The organism is Snodgrassella alvi, assembly GCF_002777855.1.
GTDB classification, from domain to species: domain Bacteria; phylum Pseudomonadota; class Gammaproteobacteria; order Burkholderiales; family Neisseriaceae; genus Snodgrassella; species Snodgrassella alvi_E.
In genome coordinates, this window is the sequence record NZ_MEIK01000033.1 from 1 (window position 1) to 18,469 (window position 18,469).

An 18,469-nucleotide genomic window follows, 5' to 3' on the forward strand; every position below is an offset into this window, starting at 1 on the left:
AAGAGCGTTGCTTTCGACTGCGTTCTACTTTAAACTGTTTCGTTCGTTTCGGCTCGCGTCTCAGCGAAGAAGGCGAACTATACGCCCCTGCATACACCCTGTCAACTACTTCCTCCGCTTATTTTTATACAACCTGCCAATCCCCTGTTTTAATAAGCTTTATTTTTTACCGCTTTTCCTCGATTATTGGTCTTCATTCAGTCATTTAACTAAATCCCTTTCTGATTTGACTGTTGTAGTGCTTTGAATTGGTATTTGACTCTTTTTTTTCTGTTTATGGCTTTTAGAAACGGCGATTACTATTTTTTCCGTTAAATTAAGCCTGCTAAGGTCTATTCCTTAGCAGGCTTTTATAAGTTGATGCTTTTTTCACTAGCGATTCGTCTGATGGTTATGCACGCGTGTTTTCATTTGCTCGAGCATATGCATCGTTTCATCTAGTTACCTGCAAATTAAATTAGGTCGAAGGTACAGTGGTAATACTGATGATATGGTCGCGCTCTGTCAGTAGTCTATTATGTATTGTTTGTATTATGACGAAATTATGGATGCGTTTTTTTAATTTTGCTGCTTGAAAGTTGTTTTGAAAGTGGTAAGCAAAATGTGCAAAACATAAAGCATATTATTCCTCAGAAGTTGCATCCTATGAAAGTACAATCGATTGTTGAGAATAGAGGTATTACGCGAAAAGATATTTATCCTTTGCGTAAGAATGTTACTGGAATGGGATATTCTGATTCTGTCTTAACAAATTGAGAAAAATATTAAAATATTAAAGTAAGGCAACAAAGTTTCGTAGTGTAAATATCCCGCAGGCTATATTTACTGCTGTTCTGGATATTAGCTGTTTTTATTTGTATGCTGCTTATTAATTTTAGGGGGAAATAAAGAATGTTTTATTTATCTGATACTGAATTGGACAGGCTGTTACTGGACGATGTTGCATATGGTGATTTAACGACACGGGCTTTGGGTGTGGGTGACCGTTTAGGACAGATGACGTTTTGTCGGCAGATGGCCGGTCGGGTAAGTGGTGTGGCTGTGGCTGTAAGGTTGTTGCAAAAGCTGGCTCTAGATGTGGTGGTTCATGTGAAAGATGGGGAAGATGTGGCTGCAGGTACGGTATTAGTGACGGCTTCCGGCTCAGCAGAAAAGCTGCATTTGGGCTGGAAGGTGGTACAAAATGTGCTGGAATGGTGTGGCGGTGTGGCGCAATATATGGCGCAGATGGTGACCACAGCTCAGGCTATTAATCCATTGGTACAGATTGCCTGTACGCGCAAAAGTATTCCCGGCACTAAGACGCTGGCAATTGTGGCGGTGATTGATGGTGGGGGGATTTTACATCGTGCAGGTACGGCTGAGTCGGTGTTGTTATTTGCCAATCATCGCCGTTTTTATGCAGAACCCGATAACTGGGATGCAATGGTGACTAAACTCCGGAGGTCTGCGCCGGAAAAGAAGGTTATTGTTGAAGCAGATAATATTGAAGAGGCTGTGGCTGCTTTAAATGTACAGCCTGATATTGTGCAACTGGATAAATTTTCACCGGAACAATTTGCTTTGGTAATGCAGCAAGCTCAATCGCTGGCACCGAGGTGTTTGCTATCGGCAGCAGGAGGAATTACGTTAATGAATGTGGCGGATTATGTGCGTTCGGGTGCGCTATTATTGGTAACTTCTGCGCCCTATTATGCGCCACCGATAGATATTAAGGTGCGTTTACTACCTATTTGATTTGAATTTCAGTCGAAGTTATGGCTCAAGGGTTGGTTCTGTAATATCGAACCTGCTTATGCAATGCTTTGCTAGCTTTTGTATTTTATTTTGTTTAACGATGGCAAGATGGCGTGTTTTGGTAATGTCAGCTTAGCCATCGTTTTTTATCTACCGTATAAGCCTGAAGACTGGTTATTTATCCAGGCCTTGCTGAACCATATGTGCTGCTCTGATTACGGCTTTAGCTTTATTCTGAGTTTCTTGCCATTCCAGTTCTTCATCAGAGTCAAATACGATACCGCCTCCGCTTTGTACATAAAGAGTGTTATTTCTGATAACGCCGGTACGGATAGCGATACATAAATCCATGTCACCAGAGAAACTTAGATAGCCTGCTGCGCCGCCATAGATTCCACGTTTATTTGGTTCTAGCTCTTCGATAATTTCCAGAGCACGTACTTTAGGTGCCCCTGATAGTGTTCCGGCAGGAAAAGTGGCGGCGAGTACATCTAGATTGGTAATACCATCCTGTAACACACCTTCAACGTTGGAAACCAAGTGCATGACGTGAGAATAACGCTCAATAACCATTTTATCGGTAACTTTTACTTGTCCTGTTTTGCTGATGCGCCCGACGTCATTGCGACCAAGATCGATTAACATAACATGCTCGGCTACTTCTTTGGGGTCGTGGCTTAGTTCCTGTGCCAGCGCCTGATCTTCTTCCGGTGTTTTTCCACGAGGCCGGGTACCGGCAATGGGGCGTACGGTAACGTTGTTCTGTTCTCGCCGCACCAGAATTTCCGGTGAGGAACCAACCACATGAAAATCGTCAAAATAGTAATAAAATAAATAAGGTGAAGGATTTAAGGTGCGTAACGCACGATAGAGACTGAGTGGATTGTCATGAAATGGCATACTTAGGCGCTGGCTAGGCACAACTTGCATGCAATCGCCATCAAGAATGTATTCCCGTACTTGCTTAACATAATTTTTGTACTGCTCTGCACCGGTTTCTGGTACTGCTTCTGTATGCTTGCTACCAAGAGAAAGGGGTAGTTGTACGCTTTGACGCAGAGCGGTACGGAGTTCTTCAAGCCGTGACCTTGCCTGTTGATAACCGTCTTTTTTGCTGGTATCTGCATAAACAATCAAATAGATTTTACCGGATAGATTGTCTACTACGGCCAGCTCTAAGGAAAGTAATAAAAATATATCTGGTGTACCTATGGGGTTAGGTTTATCTGCTTGTTTAAGACGGTGAGCGATCTGTTCGAAATGGTATATAGTTTCGTAACCAAAATAGCCAACAAGTCCTCCGGTAAAGCGAGGCAGATTCGGAATAGCCGGTGTTTTATAGCGGGACTGAAATTGGTTGATAAAAGGCAGTGGATTACCCTGATATGTTTCAATTAGCTGCGCCTGCTGATATACATTGGTGGTTTGCCCAGATATTTTCAAATAGGTATCACAGGGTAGACCTATAAAAGAATAACGTCCGAACCGCTCGCCGTTTACTACAGATTCGAGCAGGTAGCTAAATGGTTTGTTTGCTAATTTAAGATAGAGCGATAAGGGGGTATCCATGTCGGCCAACACTTCCTGCACTAAAGGGATATGCGTATAGCCGGCTGCAATCTGTTGCTGGTATTCAGCTAGGGTAATCATGATATTTATTTGGTCTGTGTATTGATATGCTTGCTTAGAATAGTGATGCTTTTAAACTGTTGTTTTTTACTGATTCATATCATAGCGTAATTCATAATGAAAAGCATTTTTTACGCAGGCTTTGTTTTTGTTATGCCATCCATGGAGGAGAGATGTCTTAATATACTGTTATCAGAAGTGAAATCAGACTTGTCAATAAAAAAGCTGCCGTTTGATGGGCAGCTTTTTTGCTGGTTTACTCTTCAACTGGTGCTTCACCGTCAGTTTCGTCAAGTTGCCCTTCGGTATTTTGCGCAGTGATACCGACTTTGTTACGAATTTTAAGATTGATTTCATTGGCAATTTCTGGGTTGTCTTTAAGCCATTGGCGTACATTATCTTTACCCTGACCAATTTTGCTGCCATTGTAGCTGTACCAAGCACCAGCTTTTTCAACGATACCCAGTTTAACACCAATATCTATCAGTTCTCCCTCCCAGCTTACGCCTTCGCCATATAAAATATCAAATTCGGCTTGCTTAAACGGCGGAGCAACTTTGTTTTTAATCACTTTCACGCGTGTTTCGTTACCAATGACGTCATCCCCTTTTTTAATCTGGCCGATTTTGCGGATATCCAATCGTACGGATGAGTAAAATTTAAGCGCATTACCGCCAGTCGTGGTTTCAGGGTTTCCAAACATTACGCCGATTTTCATGCGAATCTGGTTGATAAAGATAACCAGTGTGTTGGTTTTTTTAATGTTACCAGTTAATTTGCGTAATGCCTGACTCATCAGACGAGCCTGTAATCCAACATGGCTGTCACCCATTTCGCCTTCAATTTCAGCTTTAGGTACCAGTGCAGCAACGGAGTCAACAACAACCATATCTACACCACCGCTGCGTACCAGCATGTCACAGATTTCCAATGCCTGTTCACCAGTATCCGGTTGGGAAACCAATAATTCTTCAACTTTTACACCTAGTTTACGTGCATAAATGGGGTCGAAGGCATTTTCGGCATCGATAAAGGCGCAGGTACCTCCACCTTTCTGACATTGAGCAATGGCTTCTAGACAGAGTGTGGTTTTACCGGATGATTCTGGACCGTAGATTTCTACAATACGACCTCTGGGTAGGCCACCTACGCCCAAAGCCAAGTCTAGTCCAAGTGAACCGGTAGAAATAACTTCAAGGTTTTCATCAGTATGGCTGCCATCCATTTTCATGATGGAACCTTTACCAAAACTTCTTTCAATTTGGGCTAGGGCCGCAGCCAGTGCTTTGCTTTTTTCATCTGACATGATGTTGTGCTCGCCTGTTTATAATTGATTAAATGAATCAATTATCGCATAAGGTTCTGGTCAGGTGTTTAGCAAAAGTTTAGTTATGCTATGTATTTGAATTTTACAATTTTGTTATTGGCTGCTATGAGTGTAAATGTCCGACTGCTGCCTGTTTTCCACGTATGAAGTTATTTCCTAAGAATAATTTTTTACGAAATTTTATTGATTGCAGACGGTTATCAGTCAAGTTTATAAGAGGTTGATAAAGATGATACACTATTGTCTTACTTTAGTAACTTTGTTGTTGCTATGACTCTTCCATGATGGCCGGATAGCGGTTGTTAGGTTGTCTTTTATAATGCTGACATTTGTTCAGTAATTAGTTCTATCGAATTCGTTACAGTTGATTGTCATTGCTGGCAGCAGCTGGGGGTTGTCTTATATGAATGCTTTTGCCAATTTAGGCTTATCTCAGGAAATTGTCTCTGCACTTTCTGATCAGGGCTATCAAGAACCTACGCCTATCCAATCTGCCGCTATTCCAAAAGCTTTGGCTGGTGTGGATTTACTTGCGGCAGCACAAACCGGTACTGGAAAAACCGCAGCATTTATGCTGCCGAGTCTGGAGCGACTAAAGTGTTATGGAAATACCAGTACTTCTCCGGCAATGCATCCGGTACGTATGTTGGTACTGACACCTACGCGTGAGCTGGCTGATCAGATTGACCAGAATGTACAGGGGTATCTAAAAAATCTGTCTTTACGCCAGACGGTTTTGTTTGGCGGTATGAATATGGAAATCCAGAAACAGAATTTACGTCAGGGCTGTGAAATTGTCATCGCTACAGTTGGACGTCTGCTGGATCATGTTCAGCAAAAAAATATTCAACTGAACAAGGTAGAAATTGTGGTGTTGGATGAAGCAGACCGTATGCTGGATATGGGGTTTATTGATGATATCCGCAAAATTATGCAGATGCTGCCGCCGCAACGGCAAACACTACTGTTTTCTGCTACCTTTGCACCGGCAATTCAGCGGCTGGCACAGGATTTCATGCATCACCCTGAGAAAATTCAGGTAACAGCACAAAATACTACTTCGGCCAATGTGGAGCAACATATTATTGCATTGGATAGTGGGCGCAAACGTTCTCTTCTGCAACGGCTGATATGCGACCTGAACATGAATCAGGTAATTGTATTCTGCAACACCAAGCAAAGTGTTGATCAGGTTAATCGCGAATTAAACCGACGCGGTATTACTGCACAGGCAATTCATGGTGATAAATCGCAGCAAACACGTCTGGAAACACTGGCTCAGTTTAAGGAAGGCAGTTTACGTGTTCTGGTGGCCACTGATGTGGCGGCTAGAGGACTCGATATTGCCGAACTGCCTTTTGTAATTAATTATGAACTGCCACTGAATGCTGAAGACTATGTACACCGAATAGGACGTACGGGACGTGCCGGTGCAGAAGGCGTGGCCATTTCATTAATGGATGAGCAGGAACAGAAAGTATTCGGTGCGATAAAGGAATTGACCGGAAATGACCTTTTAATAGAGCGGATTGAGGGTTTTGAGCCACGTTGGTGGAAACAGACCCCAACAGAAAATAAGGCTGTACAGACATCCTCCGTGAAAGTGGAAAGTAATAATCACACACCACACCAGCATCAACGCAATAGCAAATTTAATTCAGAAAACAATAATAGAGGGTTGGACAATAAGGATGTCAGTGTGACTTGCCAGCAGATTCCTGGCCGAGCACGCCGCTTTAGTCGGCATAATCATCCGCAATGTGCTCTGTTGCAACCAAATTTTGGCGCTCGAAAAACGAAAATCCGTATTTAGAGAGAATTTAATTCTCTGATATATTTATTGTTTTAACATCTACTCTATTTGCAAATGAGTAAATTGTGAAAAAATTTGGGAATTAATCCAACTATAGGTATAATGCGCTGCTGTGGCGGGTCTCCTCGCATGGTTATTTAGGACAACGGGTCAGGTGCGGAAGCAAGCAGCCCAGCTTAAAGCGACCAGTGCCGGGGGTCTGGCTCGCCACCCTCATCTCTAATAAATTCTATCTTTTATTTCCTTATTTTCCTTTTCATCAATTGATTATTGTATTTACTCTGCTGCTTTGTTAATCTGCATCAATCTGATTACAACAAGAGTTAACACAATGAATATTCGATACTCTTCCTATTTGTACGCAATAATACTGTCTGTTAGTGGTTTTAATTCCATGGCAGAAGGACTGAATTATGGTGTCGTTGAGTTAACTGCAGATGCGAAACAAGTTGTAGCTCGCGATGAAATGGTGTTGCTACTCAAAATTCAGCAGCAGGGTATAAACAGGCAACAAGTAAGCAGTAACGTTACTAATCAATTGAATCAGGTTTTGGCCATTGCTCGCCGGCATGAGGATTTCAATACCACTCAGCTAACCCGCAGGGTTGAGCCTAGATTTGATTATCAAAAAGATAAGAGAATAGACAATGGCTGGCAGGATTTTGCCCTGATACAAATTAAAAGTACTAATTTATCTGCTCTAAATCGTTTTGCTGCTGAAGTACAGAAAGTGGCAGCGATTGAAGGTATTGATTATCAGGTTGCAGATGCTACTCTGCAAAATAATGAAGCAAAATTGACCCAGCAGGCCATTGCCCTTTTTCAGCAGCGAGCCCGACAGATTACTCATGATTTAGGTGGACATGGATACAAAGTAGTGAATATGAGTATAGGCAGCAGCCAGAGTGGTCGAAATTATAACTCTTATGCTAGCCCTATGATGATGAGCCGAGCTAGTAACTCTGCTCCAGTTCAGGACGTTGCAGCTGGAGAAACCCTATTAACTCTAAACATTAATGGAAAGATACAGGTGAACGGATTACCCTAATCTCGCTTCAATGCTCTTTTAACTATATCCATGTTATTGACTTTAGTTGAATACGAAAGATAAAAGAAAAGCCAGCTCGAATGAACTGGCTTTTCTTTTAAACTGGCACGCCCACGGGGAATCGAACCCCGGTTACCGCCGTGAAAGGGCGATGTCCTAACCGCTAGACGATGGGCGCGGATTTGGTGCACCCGGAGCGATTCGAACGCCCGACCCTCTGGTTCGTAGCCAGATACTCTATCCAACTGAGCTACGGGTGCGTGAAAGATGTGCAGTATAGGCAACATTGACTCCAATGTCAACACTAGCGATGCTCAAAAAAATTAATAATAGGCAATATATTGTTTTGATGAAAAAGAATTCTTCGATTTAAGGGCGTTGAATACAGGATTAAATATGCATTTCATATATTTTATTAGCTGTACTTGCGTTTATTTTAAGATAAAATACTTATTCTTTATGCGTTATTTGTTTGCGTCATGAATCATGCTGTCAATTATGACGCCGCTGCATTTGCCGAGCTGGCAGCGGTTTTGTTCACGCTGCCGTTGCCAGTTGCGATTGTTGATCTGGAAACCACCGGTGGTCACTTTGAAAATGACCGGATTACTGAAATAGCCATTTTGCGGTTTCATGAAGGTTGTATCAGCCGGCATCAGTGGCTAATTAATCCACAGCAGCCTATTAGCGAATTCATTACTCAGTTAACCGGCATCAGCAATGAAATGGTGCAGGATAAGCCAGTTTTTACTGATATTGCCACAGAATTATTACCCTTATTAAGAGGGCACTTACTAGTCGCTCACAATAGCCGTTTTGATTATACTTTTTTGCGCCATGCCTTTGCCCACTGCCAGATTAACTTTGCTGCTCCTACTCTGGACACTGTGCCTTTTTCACGCAAATTGTATCCACAATATTTTAAGCATAATCTAGACAGCATTATTGAACGCTTTGCAATTAAGATTGATGCTACAAAACGCCATCGGGCAATGGGTGATGTCATAGCTCTGGCTGAATTTTTACAATACAGCTTGAAAGAAAAAACCATATCAGTTTGGATGACCCACTGGCAAACATTGATTAAACCTGGTTTTCTGCCTTCATGGCTTCAATCAGAATTACGCCAACAGTTGTATTCTTTACCAGATTGTGCAGGTCTGATTTTATGGCAGCCGAATCAGCAGGAAAAGGCCAAAATAAGGTTAGTGGAACGTGCATTTACTGATATGTGCACGCTACTCCAGCATAAAAAAACTATAAAAGATTGGTTGCTAACTAGGAGCGTAGATTTTATTCCATCAATAAGTACATTGCATGCAGTTTGGCTGCAAGGCTATTATCTGTTGCATCATGGATATAGTTGTACAGATGCCAAAGATGCACCAGCGAAATGGTATACAGTTACTTTTGTTCCCAACTTTCATGGTCAGCTGCAGGCTAGGATTGTTCACCTCAGAGAAGGGATCCTGTCTCAACCACCGTTTGGATTATTTGTTCATCCACGGGCAGCTAAGCGAGCACTGGCAGAATGGGCTCGCCAGTATGATTTGTGTCCAGCGGTGCTGGATATAACGCCACAAAGTCTTGGCCAGAATGAACCCTGCCCGAAACAGGCAGCAGGGTTATGTGATGGTAGTTGCCGACAGGATGCTGCTACCCAGAAACACAATAAGCTGGTTTTAGAGTATGCGCCGTTATTACCAGTTTGTGACTGGGGCAAATGGCACCATTTGCAGCTGACTGAAATTGATGCTGTTACCGGTAACAACGTAATCATTGAAGCTCAGGCAGGTTGCATTCGACTGGATGAACAACACTGGTACTTTCATCCGCTGCTACCAAAACTTCTGAAGCAACGGCTGAAAAAACCTACAAATATTAATTTTATCTGTTAAGGAAATAAAGCAGCAGGTTGTATTTATGAGCTGTCACAACCTGCTGCTTTCAGTAATATGATAATTTTGTATTTAAGATTTGCTTTGCTGTAAGTCTTCGTTTTTAGTTGTCGCTATATTGTCCCGAACGGAATTTTTAGGCTGAGTCAGCTGTTCATTCGTGTGCACAACATTGGGGCCGATGCGATCAGGCACTTGGTCCGGCATTCCATTAATCGGTATAACCGCTGCCTGGGTGATATCAGTATAGGGTAAGGATGATTCTGCATCAGCCGAAGAGTTTTTATTCACCCCTTTACTCATGAAATCCAATGTAATGCTCTTGCCAGCACGTTTGCGCAACTGCTCCTGTAAGACTTTTTTTTCCATTAATTGCTTCGCATCTGCATTTAATAGCTGTAATACTTTCTGATAACTACAATTCATTTCATCTATAGCATTAGCCGTATCGATAAAATGTTTGTCTACCTGCTGACGATAATTATCAAAACTGGTTTTCACGGCCTGATAGTGCTGGTGCTGTTTTCCACGGCGCAAAATTAACCACATCAAACCCAATCCAAGCAACAATCCGATTATTGCAGCTAAAGATACATATAACCAAAGCTGACCATTCATACTGTTTTCCTTTTCCAATCAATATCGCTTTTGTTATGTCTAGCGGCTATGACTATAACAGCCATCGAAGCTATAAAGTAATTTAATTTACGGCTATATGGCTCAAATTTAGTCGTTCTAAACATTTTCAACATTTGTATTTGATTAAATCATTAGATAGACGCTCAGTAACAACACCACTAAGCTGAACAAAGCCGCAATCAAATCGTCAAGCATAATCCCAAAACCACCATGGATACGCTTATCAAACCAGCGAATCGGCCAAGGTTTAACTGCATCAAAAAATCGAAAAACCGCAAATGCAGCCAACCACCATATCCAGCCAGCCGGTATGCAGAATAAAATCAGCACCATGGCAGCTATTTCATCCCAGACTATGCCTCCATAGTCTTGTCGGTGTAATGCTTTTTCAGTGTAATCACAAATAAAAATACCCACCAGAAAAAGAAAGACAGCAAACACAATGTTGTACCAGAACGAAAAACCGAGCATGAGCCACAATGCAGCCAAGGGCAATGCTGGTAGCGTCCCGAATGTACCAGGTGCTTTAGGTGCCAGACCGCTACCAAAGCCAAAGCCCAGCCAACACACTGGATGCTTACATAACCAGCGCCATGTCGGGGTAACCGAAGGTGTTGTCGTTTCTGAATTAGCCAAAATGATCAAATCCCTGATGCTGTAGCTGAATCACATTGCCAGCATGATTAATTAATTGCAGCTCACGCCCTGCGGTAATAGTGCCTATTTTTGTTACTGATGTAGTAGCTCTGTTGGCAGCAGCCATAATTGCCTCACGTTGGCTGGGCGCAGCGGTAAATACCAGCTCATAATCGTCACCACCAGCCAAAAGCCAATGGTATAGCTGAGCCGGAAGAAATGCATCAGATAGTCGTAGATCTGGTAATGAAGGAATCAAGTCAACATTTATTGTTGCACCAACATTGCTAGCTTTGAGAATATGATTGATATCCTGTGCGAAACCATCAGATATATCCTGTGCCGCATGTGCCAGTGATAAAAGCTCCTTTCCTAGTGCAACACGAGGTTCCGGACGCAGTCGTTTAGCTTCGCACTGAGCAAATACTGCAGCTGGTAAAGAAGTCTTATGCAAGTACACATCCAGAGCAGCCGCAGCCAGCCCCAGCAATCCGGTCACCCAGATATCATCACCCAGTTGTGCCGCATCTCGGCGTAATGCGTGTTGGCGTGGTGTTTCACCAATAATGGTAACATTAAACACCCAATTACCCTTAGTGGTATCTCCTCCTATTAAGGTAACACCAAATCGACGCGCCAGTGCAAACAATGCATCACAAAAAGCGGTTAACCAGTCTTGTTTCAGCTCCGGCAATGCCACGCTTAATAGAGCCCAGCGAGGAGTAGCACCCATAGCAGCCATATCTGAGAAATTGACAGCTAATACCTTATGCGCCAGATCTTCTGGGGCAACATCTGTAAAAAAATGGGTTCCTCCCACAAGCATATCTGTACTGAAATGCAAATCATAGCCACTGCGTGGCCGCACGATGGCTGCATCATCACCAATACCCAACACCAGTTCATTATCCTGCTGCTGCCGGTTGAGATATTGTTGAATGAAATCAAACTCTGTCACCAAATATCCAATTTTATCTAAAATCTAGGATAATTCTAAAGATTCTTGGCTTATCGTGCCACAAAAGCTTTTATTTAAATATACTGATAATTGTATGAATAACCAAATATGCAATCTTTATTTTTTTATTACAAAGCTTGATTATTTCCATATTATTTAAAAAAAGAATATTCTGGTTTATTAACTTCTTTATATAGTTTGATTTAAAATATTCTCTTGCATATAAATAGCATTATTTGCACAAATCTAAATCATTCACCAGTCCCATATAAAACACCCTTCAAAATAATACAAATTATTTCTATGCACATTTATCTGTTAGCCTGTATGTGAATTAAGTCTTTTCAATTAATGTACGATAACTAATACACTTTAATACCGCCAAAACAGCAACCAATACAATGGCTGCAACAATAACTTTATCTATCCGTTTAGGTAAAAATAGGGTTATTTCTTACCAATAAAAAAGTTTTTTTATCTGGCTTTAGCTATTGCGCGCATCTGCTAAATTTATCTCGTTTTGGCTTTTACTTAGACTCTTTTATATTTGCAATTATCTATGCATAAAAAAAATTGTAATGCTAGCTTTACTTTAATTAGGAGTTTTGCGCGGAAAATCTATTTGACCAAGTATTTGCACTCGTGATTGGTCTCAAAAGCGGAGAACAGTCACCCATTCTATAGTACAAATGCTTATTAGTTATTAAAATAGATGGCACAAACGAAATGGATTAGAAAATTTTAGTAGCGGAAACTATTCTAAGTCAGGGCAAAAGCCCGCTCAGCTCTCCTAGAAACCAGTTTACCCTAGGATCAGGGGTCGGGCGTGTTACAGCAAAATAATTTACTATATTAGCAGCCTGCTGGGTCAACAGTGGCATTAATACACCGCTACGTACATAAGACTCCGCTACTTCTTCAGATAACAAGCCAAGATGGCTACCTGCCAGAATAAACATCAATGTAGCTTGCTGTTTATGAGCCACAGCAGTTGTATTACCTGTCATCAAACTATTACCTTCTTGCTGCCGAGCATAAATACGTTTTACCCATTGATAGTCTTCAGCTAATAAATTTAATGTTAAATCACTCACTTTAGCTGCTGGATGAGATATATGGCAATAAATATACTCACGTTCTTCAAATACCAGTTGATAATGGAGATTCTTTAATAGGCTGTAATAATAACCAACACCAAAATCCATCTGATTATTGGCGATGGCAATCTCAATATCCTGCGGTGCACAAATATCTATCGACAGCCTTAGCTCGGGATAATGCTGATATGCACTGGCAATGACCTTATTAAGGATATTCTGGAAATCTACCGGCAGATATTCCACTAGTCCAATACGCATAGTACCAGACAACACTGAGCGGTGCCACTTAATGTTCTGTACCTCACGGTGAAATTCACTGGTTGCCTGAAGCAGTAAAGTACAGGCTTCATATAACTGATGGCCAGCTTTGGTTAAGGCGAAACCGGAACGCCCACGCCGACATAGCACCACGCCTAGACTCTCTTCCAGATGCGCCAGATGAGTACTGATGGCTGACTGCGACATATTAAGCCGCTTTTGAGCAGCAGTAACACCCTGACACTCCACAATAGCTACAAATGCCTGTAAAGCCTTTAAATCATGTTTTATCAAGGTGTGTAACATAGTCGCCCATTATATAAATTAGTTTAATACCGGTATCTGCACCGTATCATTACAGGCCGCTGATAATACCTGACTTAATACCGCAAAAAATTCACTGCCATCACGACCAGAAATCCATTGCCCTTGGTGGTAAGCAAAATGATAACCACCGCTTTTTGCAGCAATCCATAATTCTTGAGTAGCCACATGACGATTAACAATAATCTGCTCACCGTTGTCGGACTCAATAGTGAGTACATTACCACCTGCCTCACAATCCAACTCCCACCCGCCAGTATCTATACATTCATCAATATAACCAAACAGATCATCGCTATACTGTAAAAATTCACTCTCGGTCATTTCGCTTACCGTAACTCTACATTTTATTACATTCAAGCTGTTATCTTGCCATATAATATGGCTAAATCCTAGTTTTATCCGTGATGGCAATTTGCCGTACCGGCCATTTAATTCATAGTGAGCCAGATTAATGCTTCGTTTTTTATTTTTGAGCGTGCTTGCAACCTGTTTCCTGTCTGCTTGTGGCTATAAAGGTGACTTATATCTGCCTAAAGAAGGTGATAAAGCCAAATACGGCGTAATACAAACCGGCTTGACCATTGACCCAATTGACCAGAAAACACTACCTAAACATGACTGATTCTTTCCATTGTGAGCAAATACCCTATTCCGTTTTAGCTGCTGAATACGGTACGCCACTATATGTATACAGCCAGCAAGCCATGACTGCGGCTCTTAATCAATACCAGCAGGCTTTTGCCGCTTTACAGCCCTTAATATGCTATGCAGTTAAGGCTAATAGTAATTTATCTATTTTGCGCCATTTTGCTCGATTGGGCTGTGGCTTTGATATCGTTTCCGGAGGTGAGTTACAACGCGTTTTAACCGCAGGTGGCGATGCCAAAAACATTATTTTTTCCGGCGTGGGTAAAAGCTGTGCCGAAATAGAATGGGCGCTGAAGCAAAATATCCGCTGCTTTAATGTTGAATCATTGCCGGAACTAGAACGCATCAATACCATTGCAGCCAGACTGGACAAAATTGCCCCGATATCTTTGCGCATCAACCCTGATGTTAACGCGCATACTCATCCGTACATTTCTACCGGATTAAAAGCTAATAAATTCGGTATTGCCTATCAAGATGCCATAGCAGCTTACCAACTGGCAGCCACTTTACCGCATCTGCAGATAACTGGAATAGACTGCCACATCGGGTCACAGTTAACGGATTTATCGCCATTAGTTGAAGCACTGGAACGCATGCTGCTGCTGGTTGATAAACTGGCCGCATTGAATATTAACTTAGAACATATTGATTTAGGTGGTGGAGTTGGTATTGTTTATCAAAATGAAAATGTGCCGGATTTAGTTACTTATGCTGCTGCCGTAAAACGGTTGCTGGCTGGTCGTCATTTGCAGCTAATGCTGGAGCCGGGTCGCAGTCTAATTGGTAATGCCGGCACTTTACTGACTACTGTTGAATACATTAAACATGGCGAGGAAAAGAACTTCGTTGTCGTCGACGCGGCCATGAATGATTTGATGCGCCCATCGCTGTATCAGGCTTATCACGCCATTGTTAATGCCAACCAGACATCAGCAGATGAATTAACCGCTGATGTGGTCGGTCCGATCTGTGAATCCGGTGATTTTCTGGCCAAAGACCGCACCATTGCTGCTAAAGCTGGTGATTTACTGCTGATTAAAAGTACAGGTGCCTATGCATCGAGTATGGCCAGTAACTACAATACCCGCTGTCGAGCGGCAGAAGTACTGGTAAATGGAGCAGAATATAAATTAATTCGTCAACGTGAAAACCTCACTGATTTGCTGAGTCCTGAAAAGGTCTGTTTGTAAACAACCAGTAACTGTTAAATATCATCGTATAAATCTATTTAACAGCGTATTAGCTCAATCCTTAGGCGAATACGCTATATTTTCTCCAGATAGATAAATTTTTTATTCATTACTGATATTTGCTGTTATTGTATCTGGTTATATCAGCCAGTTAGCGATAATTGTCTGAATTAATCAATTCTTATTCTTTAACCCTAACCCTTCGTTACAAATAAATATTCTTATACCTATATTCTATCGTATTAAATGGATTATTTTTCAGGAAAGATACGTATATGCACCAGAAATTTTCGCATCGTGCTCAGGTATTAAAAAGTTCTGCTATTCGTGAAATTCTTAAGGTAACTGAGCAACCCGATATCATCTCTTTCGCCGGCGGTCTACCTGCCCCCGATGCATTCCCGCTGACAGAAATCAAAACTGCCACAGACACTGTACTACAAAGCAAAGATATTTACGGAGCATTGCAATATGGCCCCACTGAAGGTTATGCACCTTTACGCCAATGGATAGCTGATTATTTGTCTGCGCGCGATCAAACCGCAGTAAAACCAGCACAGGTTCTGATAGTAACCGGTTCACAGCAGGCTCTGGATTTAATAGGCAAAATGCTGATTGATTCTGATGATAAAGTTTTGGTAGAAACCCCTACTTATCTGGGTGCATTACAGGCTTTTAACCAATACGCACCAGAATATATTGCGATAGAAAGTGATAACGATGGGCTGAAACCCGAAACTATTAGCGATGATGTGGCGGCTGAAGCAAAATTTTTGTATACAATCCCTAACTTTCAAAATCCTACAGGTCGTCGTTTAACCGAATCGCGGCGACAAACACTGGTAGCAAAAGCCAAACATAATCATTTAATATTGGTTGAAGACGATCCCTATGGTGATTTGGATTATCAGGGTCATCGTCTACCTTGTCTGTACAGTCTCGCACCGGAAAACACCATTTATCTGGGCTCATTTTCAAAAATATTAACGCCGGGACTACGCTTGGGCTTTATCGTCGCCAGTGAGCAATTTATCGGCAAACTGGTACAACTCAAACAGGCGGCAGATTTACATACTCCCAGTCTGACTCAATATATAGCCTATCAGGTACTGAGCAAGAATAATTTTCTTACACATCACATTCCCAAAATTCGCGAAATCTATGCCAAGCGCTGTCAGTACATGCTGGATTCACTAAAACGTTATATGCCCAGACAAGTTCATTGGAATCAGCCTGAAGGTGGCATGTTTATTTGGGTAGAATTACCGGAAAATATCAATGCTACTGAATTACTCAGCGACGCAATCAGCCAGAAAGTGGCTTTTGTACCTGGCGAAACTTTTTATGCTCATGCTGAAAAAACCAATTGCTTTCGACTGGCCTTTGTGACAGTGCCGGAAGAAAAAATCGAACGTGGTATAAAAATTTTGGCCGAGATGATTAATCATCGAATTCATCATCTGCAAGAAAAAACATTGATGATGTAAATTTGATATCATTCATTGACTGACCAATATCGGCAGGTATTGGTGTTGAGGTATATCAGATGGAAATTTTTGCAGTTAATCAGCACAAACGTTAGGCAAACAGAGATTTTTCTAAAGTAGTAGTATGCTGAGGTTAATTAAAAACGGACTGAATAAAATCCAGTCCGTTTTTTTTCGTTCAGTTCATTATTGAACTTTAATTTCTACATCAACGCCAGCTGGCAAGTCCAGTTTCATCAATGCATCAGTGGTTTTATCAGTCCAGTCGATAATGTCCATCAGACGCAGATGAGTGCGGATTTCCAACTGTTCACGTGAAGTTTTGTTCACGTGTGGTGAACGCAGCAGATTGAAACGTTCAATTTTAGTAGGCAGAGGAATCGGGCCTTTTACCACAGCGCCAGTACGTTTGGCCGTGTCCACGATTTCCTGAGCAGAACGGTCAATCAGGGCGTAGTCATAAGCTTTCAGACGAATACGGATTTTCTGGTTTTTCATATCTATATTCTTCCTGATTAAGCGATAACTTTAGCAACCACACCGGCACCAACTGTTCGGCCACCTTCACGAATCGCAAAGCGCAAGCCTTCTTCCATTGCGATTGGGTGAATCAACTCTACGTCGATGGTCACATTTTCACCCGGCATTACCATTTCTACACCTTCTGCCAGACTTACTGCGCCTGTTACGTCAGTTGTACGGAAATAGAATTGCGGACGGTAGTTTGCGAAGAATGGGGTATGACGTCCACCTTCTTCTTTGCTCAATACGTATACTTCAGCTTTAAATTTGGTGTGCGGGGTGATGCTGCCCGGTTTTGCCAATACTTGACCACGTTCTACTTCTTCACGTTTGGTACCACGCAACAATACACCTACGTTATCACCAGCCTGACCTTGATCCAGCAATTTGCGGAACATTTCCACACCGGTACAAGTAGTTTTCTGGGTGTCTTTCAGACCCACGATTTCAATTTCGTCACCTACGTTGATTACACCGCGTTCAACACGTCCGGTAACCACAGTACCACGACCTGAAATTGAGAATACGTCTTCAATCGGCAACAGGAATGGTTTGTCTACAGCACGTTCCGGTGTCGGGATGTAGCTGTCTAATGCATCAGCCAAAGCCATAATAGAAGCTTCACCAATATCAGACTGGTCACCTTCCAATGCTTTCAGTGCAGAACCTTTAATCAATGGAACGTCATCACCTGGAAATTCGTAGCTAGACAGCAGATCACGGATTTCCATTTCTACCAGTTCCAGCAACTCTTCATCATCTACCATGTCACATTTATTCATGTAAACGATGATGTATGGTACACCTACCTGACGCGCTAACAGAATGTGCTCACGAGTTTGTGGCATAGGACCATCAGCTGCAGATACCACCAGAATCGCACCGTCCATCTGTGCAGCACCGGTAATCATGTTTTTCACATAGTCAGCATGTCCCGGGCAGTCTACATGTGCATAGTGACGCTCGGCTGTTTCGTATTCTACGTGTGATGTATTAATAGTAATACCACGGGCTTTTTCTTCCGGGGCATTGTCAATCTGATCGTAAGCTTTCGCTGCACCACCAAATTTTTTAGACAAAATGGTACAGATTGCAGCAGTCAATGTGGTTTTACCATGGTCAACGTGACCAATGGTGCCAACGTTTACGTGCGGTTTGCTCCGCTCGAATTTTTCTTTAGCCATGGCTACTTCCTATCTAAAGATGATTAGGTTTATCAATTTAGGTGGTGCCCATGGACAGAATTGAA

Annotated in this window: 18 protein-coding genes, 2 tRNA genes and 1 other RNA gene; 10 read left to right on the top strand and 11 right to left on the bottom strand. The window is 42.0% G+C overall.

Annotation, left to right across the window (positions count from 1 at the left end; genetic code table 11):
- From BHC43_RS10815 to modD, 3 genes are all read left to right on the top strand, one after another.
- The coding region (locus tag BHC43_RS10815; RefSeq protein WP_218966474.1) for a hypothetical protein at window positions 1–209 on the top strand (209 nt) is incomplete at its 5' end.
- A 355-nt stretch (window positions 210–564) separates the two neighbouring features.
- Window positions 565–756 carry a hypothetical protein gene (locus BHC43_RS11000; RefSeq protein WP_373885633.1) on the top strand — a complete coding sequence of 64 codons (192 nt, stop codon included), beginning with the start codon at window positions 565–567 and terminating at the stop codon, window positions 754–756.
- 135 nt (window positions 757–891) lie between these two features.
- Window positions 892–1,737 (top strand): ModD protein, encoded by an 846-nt coding sequence (gene modD / locus BHC43_RS05735; protein WP_100151440.1) that lies wholly within the window; start codon window positions 892–894, stop codon window positions 1,735–1,737.
- A gap of 174 nt (window positions 1,738–1,911) precedes the next feature.
- On the opposite strand, the gene trpE is transcribed toward modD, so the two are convergent.
- Window positions 1,912–3,387 (bottom strand): anthranilate synthase component I, encoded by a 1,476-nt coding sequence (trpE, locus tag BHC43_RS05740; protein WP_100151439.1) that lies wholly within the window; start codon window positions 3,385–3,387, stop codon window positions 1,912–1,914.
- A gap of 235 nt (window positions 3,388–3,622) precedes the next feature.
- Complete coding sequence (recA, locus tag BHC43_RS05745) at window positions 3,623–4,672, bottom strand: recombinase RecA (protein WP_100140794.1); 1,050 nt, start codon at window positions 4,670–4,672, stop codon at window positions 3,623–3,625.
- Between the two features lie 424 nt (window positions 4,673–5,096).
- On the opposite strand from recA, the gene BHC43_RS05750 reads away from it, so the two are divergent.
- From BHC43_RS05750 to BHC43_RS05760, 3 genes are all read left to right on the top strand, one after another.
- Window positions 5,097–6,506, top strand: a complete 1,410-nt coding sequence (locus BHC43_RS05750; protein WP_100151438.1) for a DEAD/DEAH box helicase — start codon at window positions 5,097–5,099, stop codon at window positions 6,504–6,506.
- Between the two features lie 114 nt (window positions 6,507–6,620).
- Window positions 6,621–6,718, top strand: an RNA gene (gene ffs, locus BHC43_RS05755) — signal recognition particle sRNA small type.
- Window positions 6,719–6,837: 119 nt separating this feature from the next.
- Complete coding sequence (locus BHC43_RS05760; RefSeq protein ID WP_100151437.1) at window positions 6,838–7,554, top strand: SIMPL domain-containing protein; 717 nt, start codon at window positions 6,838–6,840, stop codon at window positions 7,552–7,554.
- A 103-nt stretch (window positions 7,555–7,657) separates the two neighbouring features.
- Here BHC43_RS05760 and BHC43_RS05765 read toward each other — a convergent pair.
- Together BHC43_RS05765 and BHC43_RS05770 are read right to left on the bottom strand one after the other, a co-directional pair.
- Window positions 7,658–7,732: transfer RNA gene (locus BHC43_RS05765), tRNA-Glu, on the bottom strand.
- A gap of 5 nt (window positions 7,733–7,737) precedes the next feature.
- Window positions 7,738–7,814, bottom strand: a tRNA-Arg gene (locus tag BHC43_RS05770).
- 219 nt (window positions 7,815–8,033) lie between these two features.
- Here BHC43_RS05770 and BHC43_RS05775 point away from each other — a divergent pair.
- Window positions 8,034–9,452, top strand: coding sequence for a 3'-5' exonuclease family protein (locus BHC43_RS05775; RefSeq protein WP_100156776.1), 1,419 nt, complete (start codon window positions 8,034–8,036; stop codon window positions 9,450–9,452).
- 72 nt (window positions 9,453–9,524) lie between these two features.
- Here the strand turns inward: BHC43_RS05775 and BHC43_RS05780 are convergent, their stop codons facing one another.
- From BHC43_RS05780 to cyaY, 5 genes are all read right to left on the bottom strand, one after another.
- On the bottom strand, window positions 9,525–10,070 hold the full coding sequence (locus BHC43_RS05780) for a ZapG family protein (protein ID WP_100151435.1): 546 nt from the start codon (window positions 10,068–10,070) through the stop codon (window positions 9,525–9,527).
- A 144-nt stretch (window positions 10,071–10,214) separates the two neighbouring features.
- On the bottom strand, window positions 10,215–10,736 hold the full coding sequence (locus BHC43_RS05785; protein WP_370389599.1) for a phosphatidylglycerophosphatase A family protein: 522 nt from the start codon (window positions 10,734–10,736) through the stop codon (window positions 10,215–10,217).
- Entirely contained in the window at window positions 10,720–11,685 is a 966-nt protein-coding gene (gene thiL / locus BHC43_RS05790; protein WP_100156777.1) for a thiamine-phosphate kinase, read from the bottom strand. Before thiL ends, BHC43_RS05785 begins: the two co-directional genes overlap by 17 nt.
- Window positions 11,686–12,449: 764 nt before the next feature.
- Entirely contained in the window at window positions 12,450–13,349 is a 900-nt protein-coding gene (locus tag BHC43_RS05795) for a LysR family transcriptional regulator (RefSeq protein WP_100156778.1), read from the bottom strand.
- 18 nt (window positions 13,350–13,367) lie between these two features.
- On the bottom strand, window positions 13,368–13,691 hold the full coding sequence (gene cyaY / locus BHC43_RS05800) for an iron donor protein CyaY (protein ID WP_100156779.1): 324 nt from the start codon (window positions 13,689–13,691) through the stop codon (window positions 13,368–13,370).
- Window positions 13,692–13,821: 130 nt separating this feature from the next.
- Here cyaY and lptM point away from each other — a divergent pair, with 130 nt between their 5' ends.
- The 3 genes from lptM to BHC43_RS05815 all read left to right on the top strand — a co-directional run bounded on the left by lptM (window position 13,822) and on the right by BHC43_RS05815 (window position 16,698).
- Window positions 13,822–13,992, top strand: coding sequence for an LPS translocon maturation chaperone LptM (gene lptM, locus BHC43_RS05805; protein WP_100140802.1), 171 nt, complete (start codon window positions 13,822–13,824; stop codon window positions 13,990–13,992).
- Window positions 13,985–15,211: a diaminopimelate decarboxylase gene (gene lysA / locus BHC43_RS05810; protein WP_100156780.1), complete on the top strand. Its 1,227-nt coding sequence runs from the start codon at window positions 13,985–13,987 to the stop codon at window positions 15,209–15,211. The genes lptM and lysA overlap by 8 nt, the downstream gene beginning before the upstream one ends.
- A gap of 275 nt (window positions 15,212–15,486) precedes the next feature.
- Complete coding sequence (locus BHC43_RS05815) at window positions 15,487–16,698, top strand: aminotransferase-like domain-containing protein (protein WP_100156781.1); 1,212 nt, start codon at window positions 15,487–15,489, stop codon at window positions 16,696–16,698.
- A gap of 186 nt (window positions 16,699–16,884) precedes the next feature.
- Here the strand turns inward: BHC43_RS05815 and rpsJ are convergent, their stop codons facing one another.
- Window positions 16,885–17,196 carry a 30S ribosomal protein S10 gene (gene rpsJ / locus BHC43_RS05820; RefSeq protein WP_025329903.1) on the bottom strand — a complete coding sequence of 104 codons (312 nt, stop codon included), beginning with the start codon at window positions 17,194–17,196 and terminating at the stop codon, window positions 16,885–16,887.
- 17 nt (window positions 17,197–17,213) lie between these two features.
- Window positions 17,214–18,404: an elongation factor Tu gene (gene tuf / locus BHC43_RS05825; RefSeq protein WP_100140805.1), complete on the bottom strand. Its 1,191-nt coding sequence runs from the start codon at window positions 18,402–18,404 to the stop codon at window positions 17,214–17,216.
- Window positions 18,405–18,469: the final 65 nt, after the last annotated feature.

Coding starts and splice junctions, on each gene's coding strand:
- lptM (WP_100140802.1), top strand. CDS start 13,822: ATGCTTCGTTTTTTATTTTTGAGCGTGCTTGCAACCTGTTTCCTGTCT.
- modD (WP_100151440.1), top strand. CDS start 892: ATGTTTTATTTATCTGATACTGAATTGGACAGGCTGTTACTGGACGAT.
- BHC43_RS05815 (WP_100156781.1), top strand. CDS start 15,487: ATGCACCAGAAATTTTCGCATCGTGCTCAGGTATTAAAAAGTTCTGCT.
- BHC43_RS05775 (WP_100156776.1), top strand. CDS start 8,034: ATGAATCATGCTGTCAATTATGACGCCGCTGCATTTGCCGAGCTGGCA.
- recA (WP_100140794.1), bottom strand. CDS start 4,672: ATGTCAGATGAAAAAAGCAAAGCACTGGCTGCGGCCCTAGCCCAAATT.
- BHC43_RS05780 (WP_100151435.1), bottom strand. CDS start 10,070: ATGAATGGTCAGCTTTGGTTATATGTATCTTTAGCTGCAATAATCGGA.
- lysA (WP_100156780.1), top strand. CDS start 13,985: ATGACTGATTCTTTCCATTGTGAGCAAATACCCTATTCCGTTTTAGCT.
- BHC43_RS05750 (WP_100151438.1), top strand. CDS start 5,097: ATGAATGCTTTTGCCAATTTAGGCTTATCTCAGGAAATTGTCTCTGCA.
- trpE (WP_100151439.1), bottom strand. CDS start 3,387: ATGATTACCCTAGCTGAATACCAGCAACAGATTGCAGCCGGCTATACG.
- cyaY (WP_100156779.1), bottom strand. CDS start 13,691: ATGACCGAGAGTGAATTTTTACAGTATAGCGATGATCTGTTTGGTTAT.
- BHC43_RS05760 (WP_100151437.1), top strand. CDS start 6,838: ATGAATATTCGATACTCTTCCTATTTGTACGCAATAATACTGTCTGTT.
- BHC43_RS05795 (WP_100156778.1), bottom strand. CDS start 13,349: ATGTTACACACCTTGATAAAACATGATTTAAAGGCTTTACAGGCATTT.
- rpsJ (WP_025329903.1), bottom strand. CDS start 17,196: ATGAAAAACCAGAAAATCCGTATTCGTCTGAAAGCTTATGACTACGCC.
- tuf (WP_100140805.1), bottom strand. CDS start 18,404: ATGGCTAAAGAAAAATTCGAGCGGAGCAAACCGCACGTAAACGTTGGC.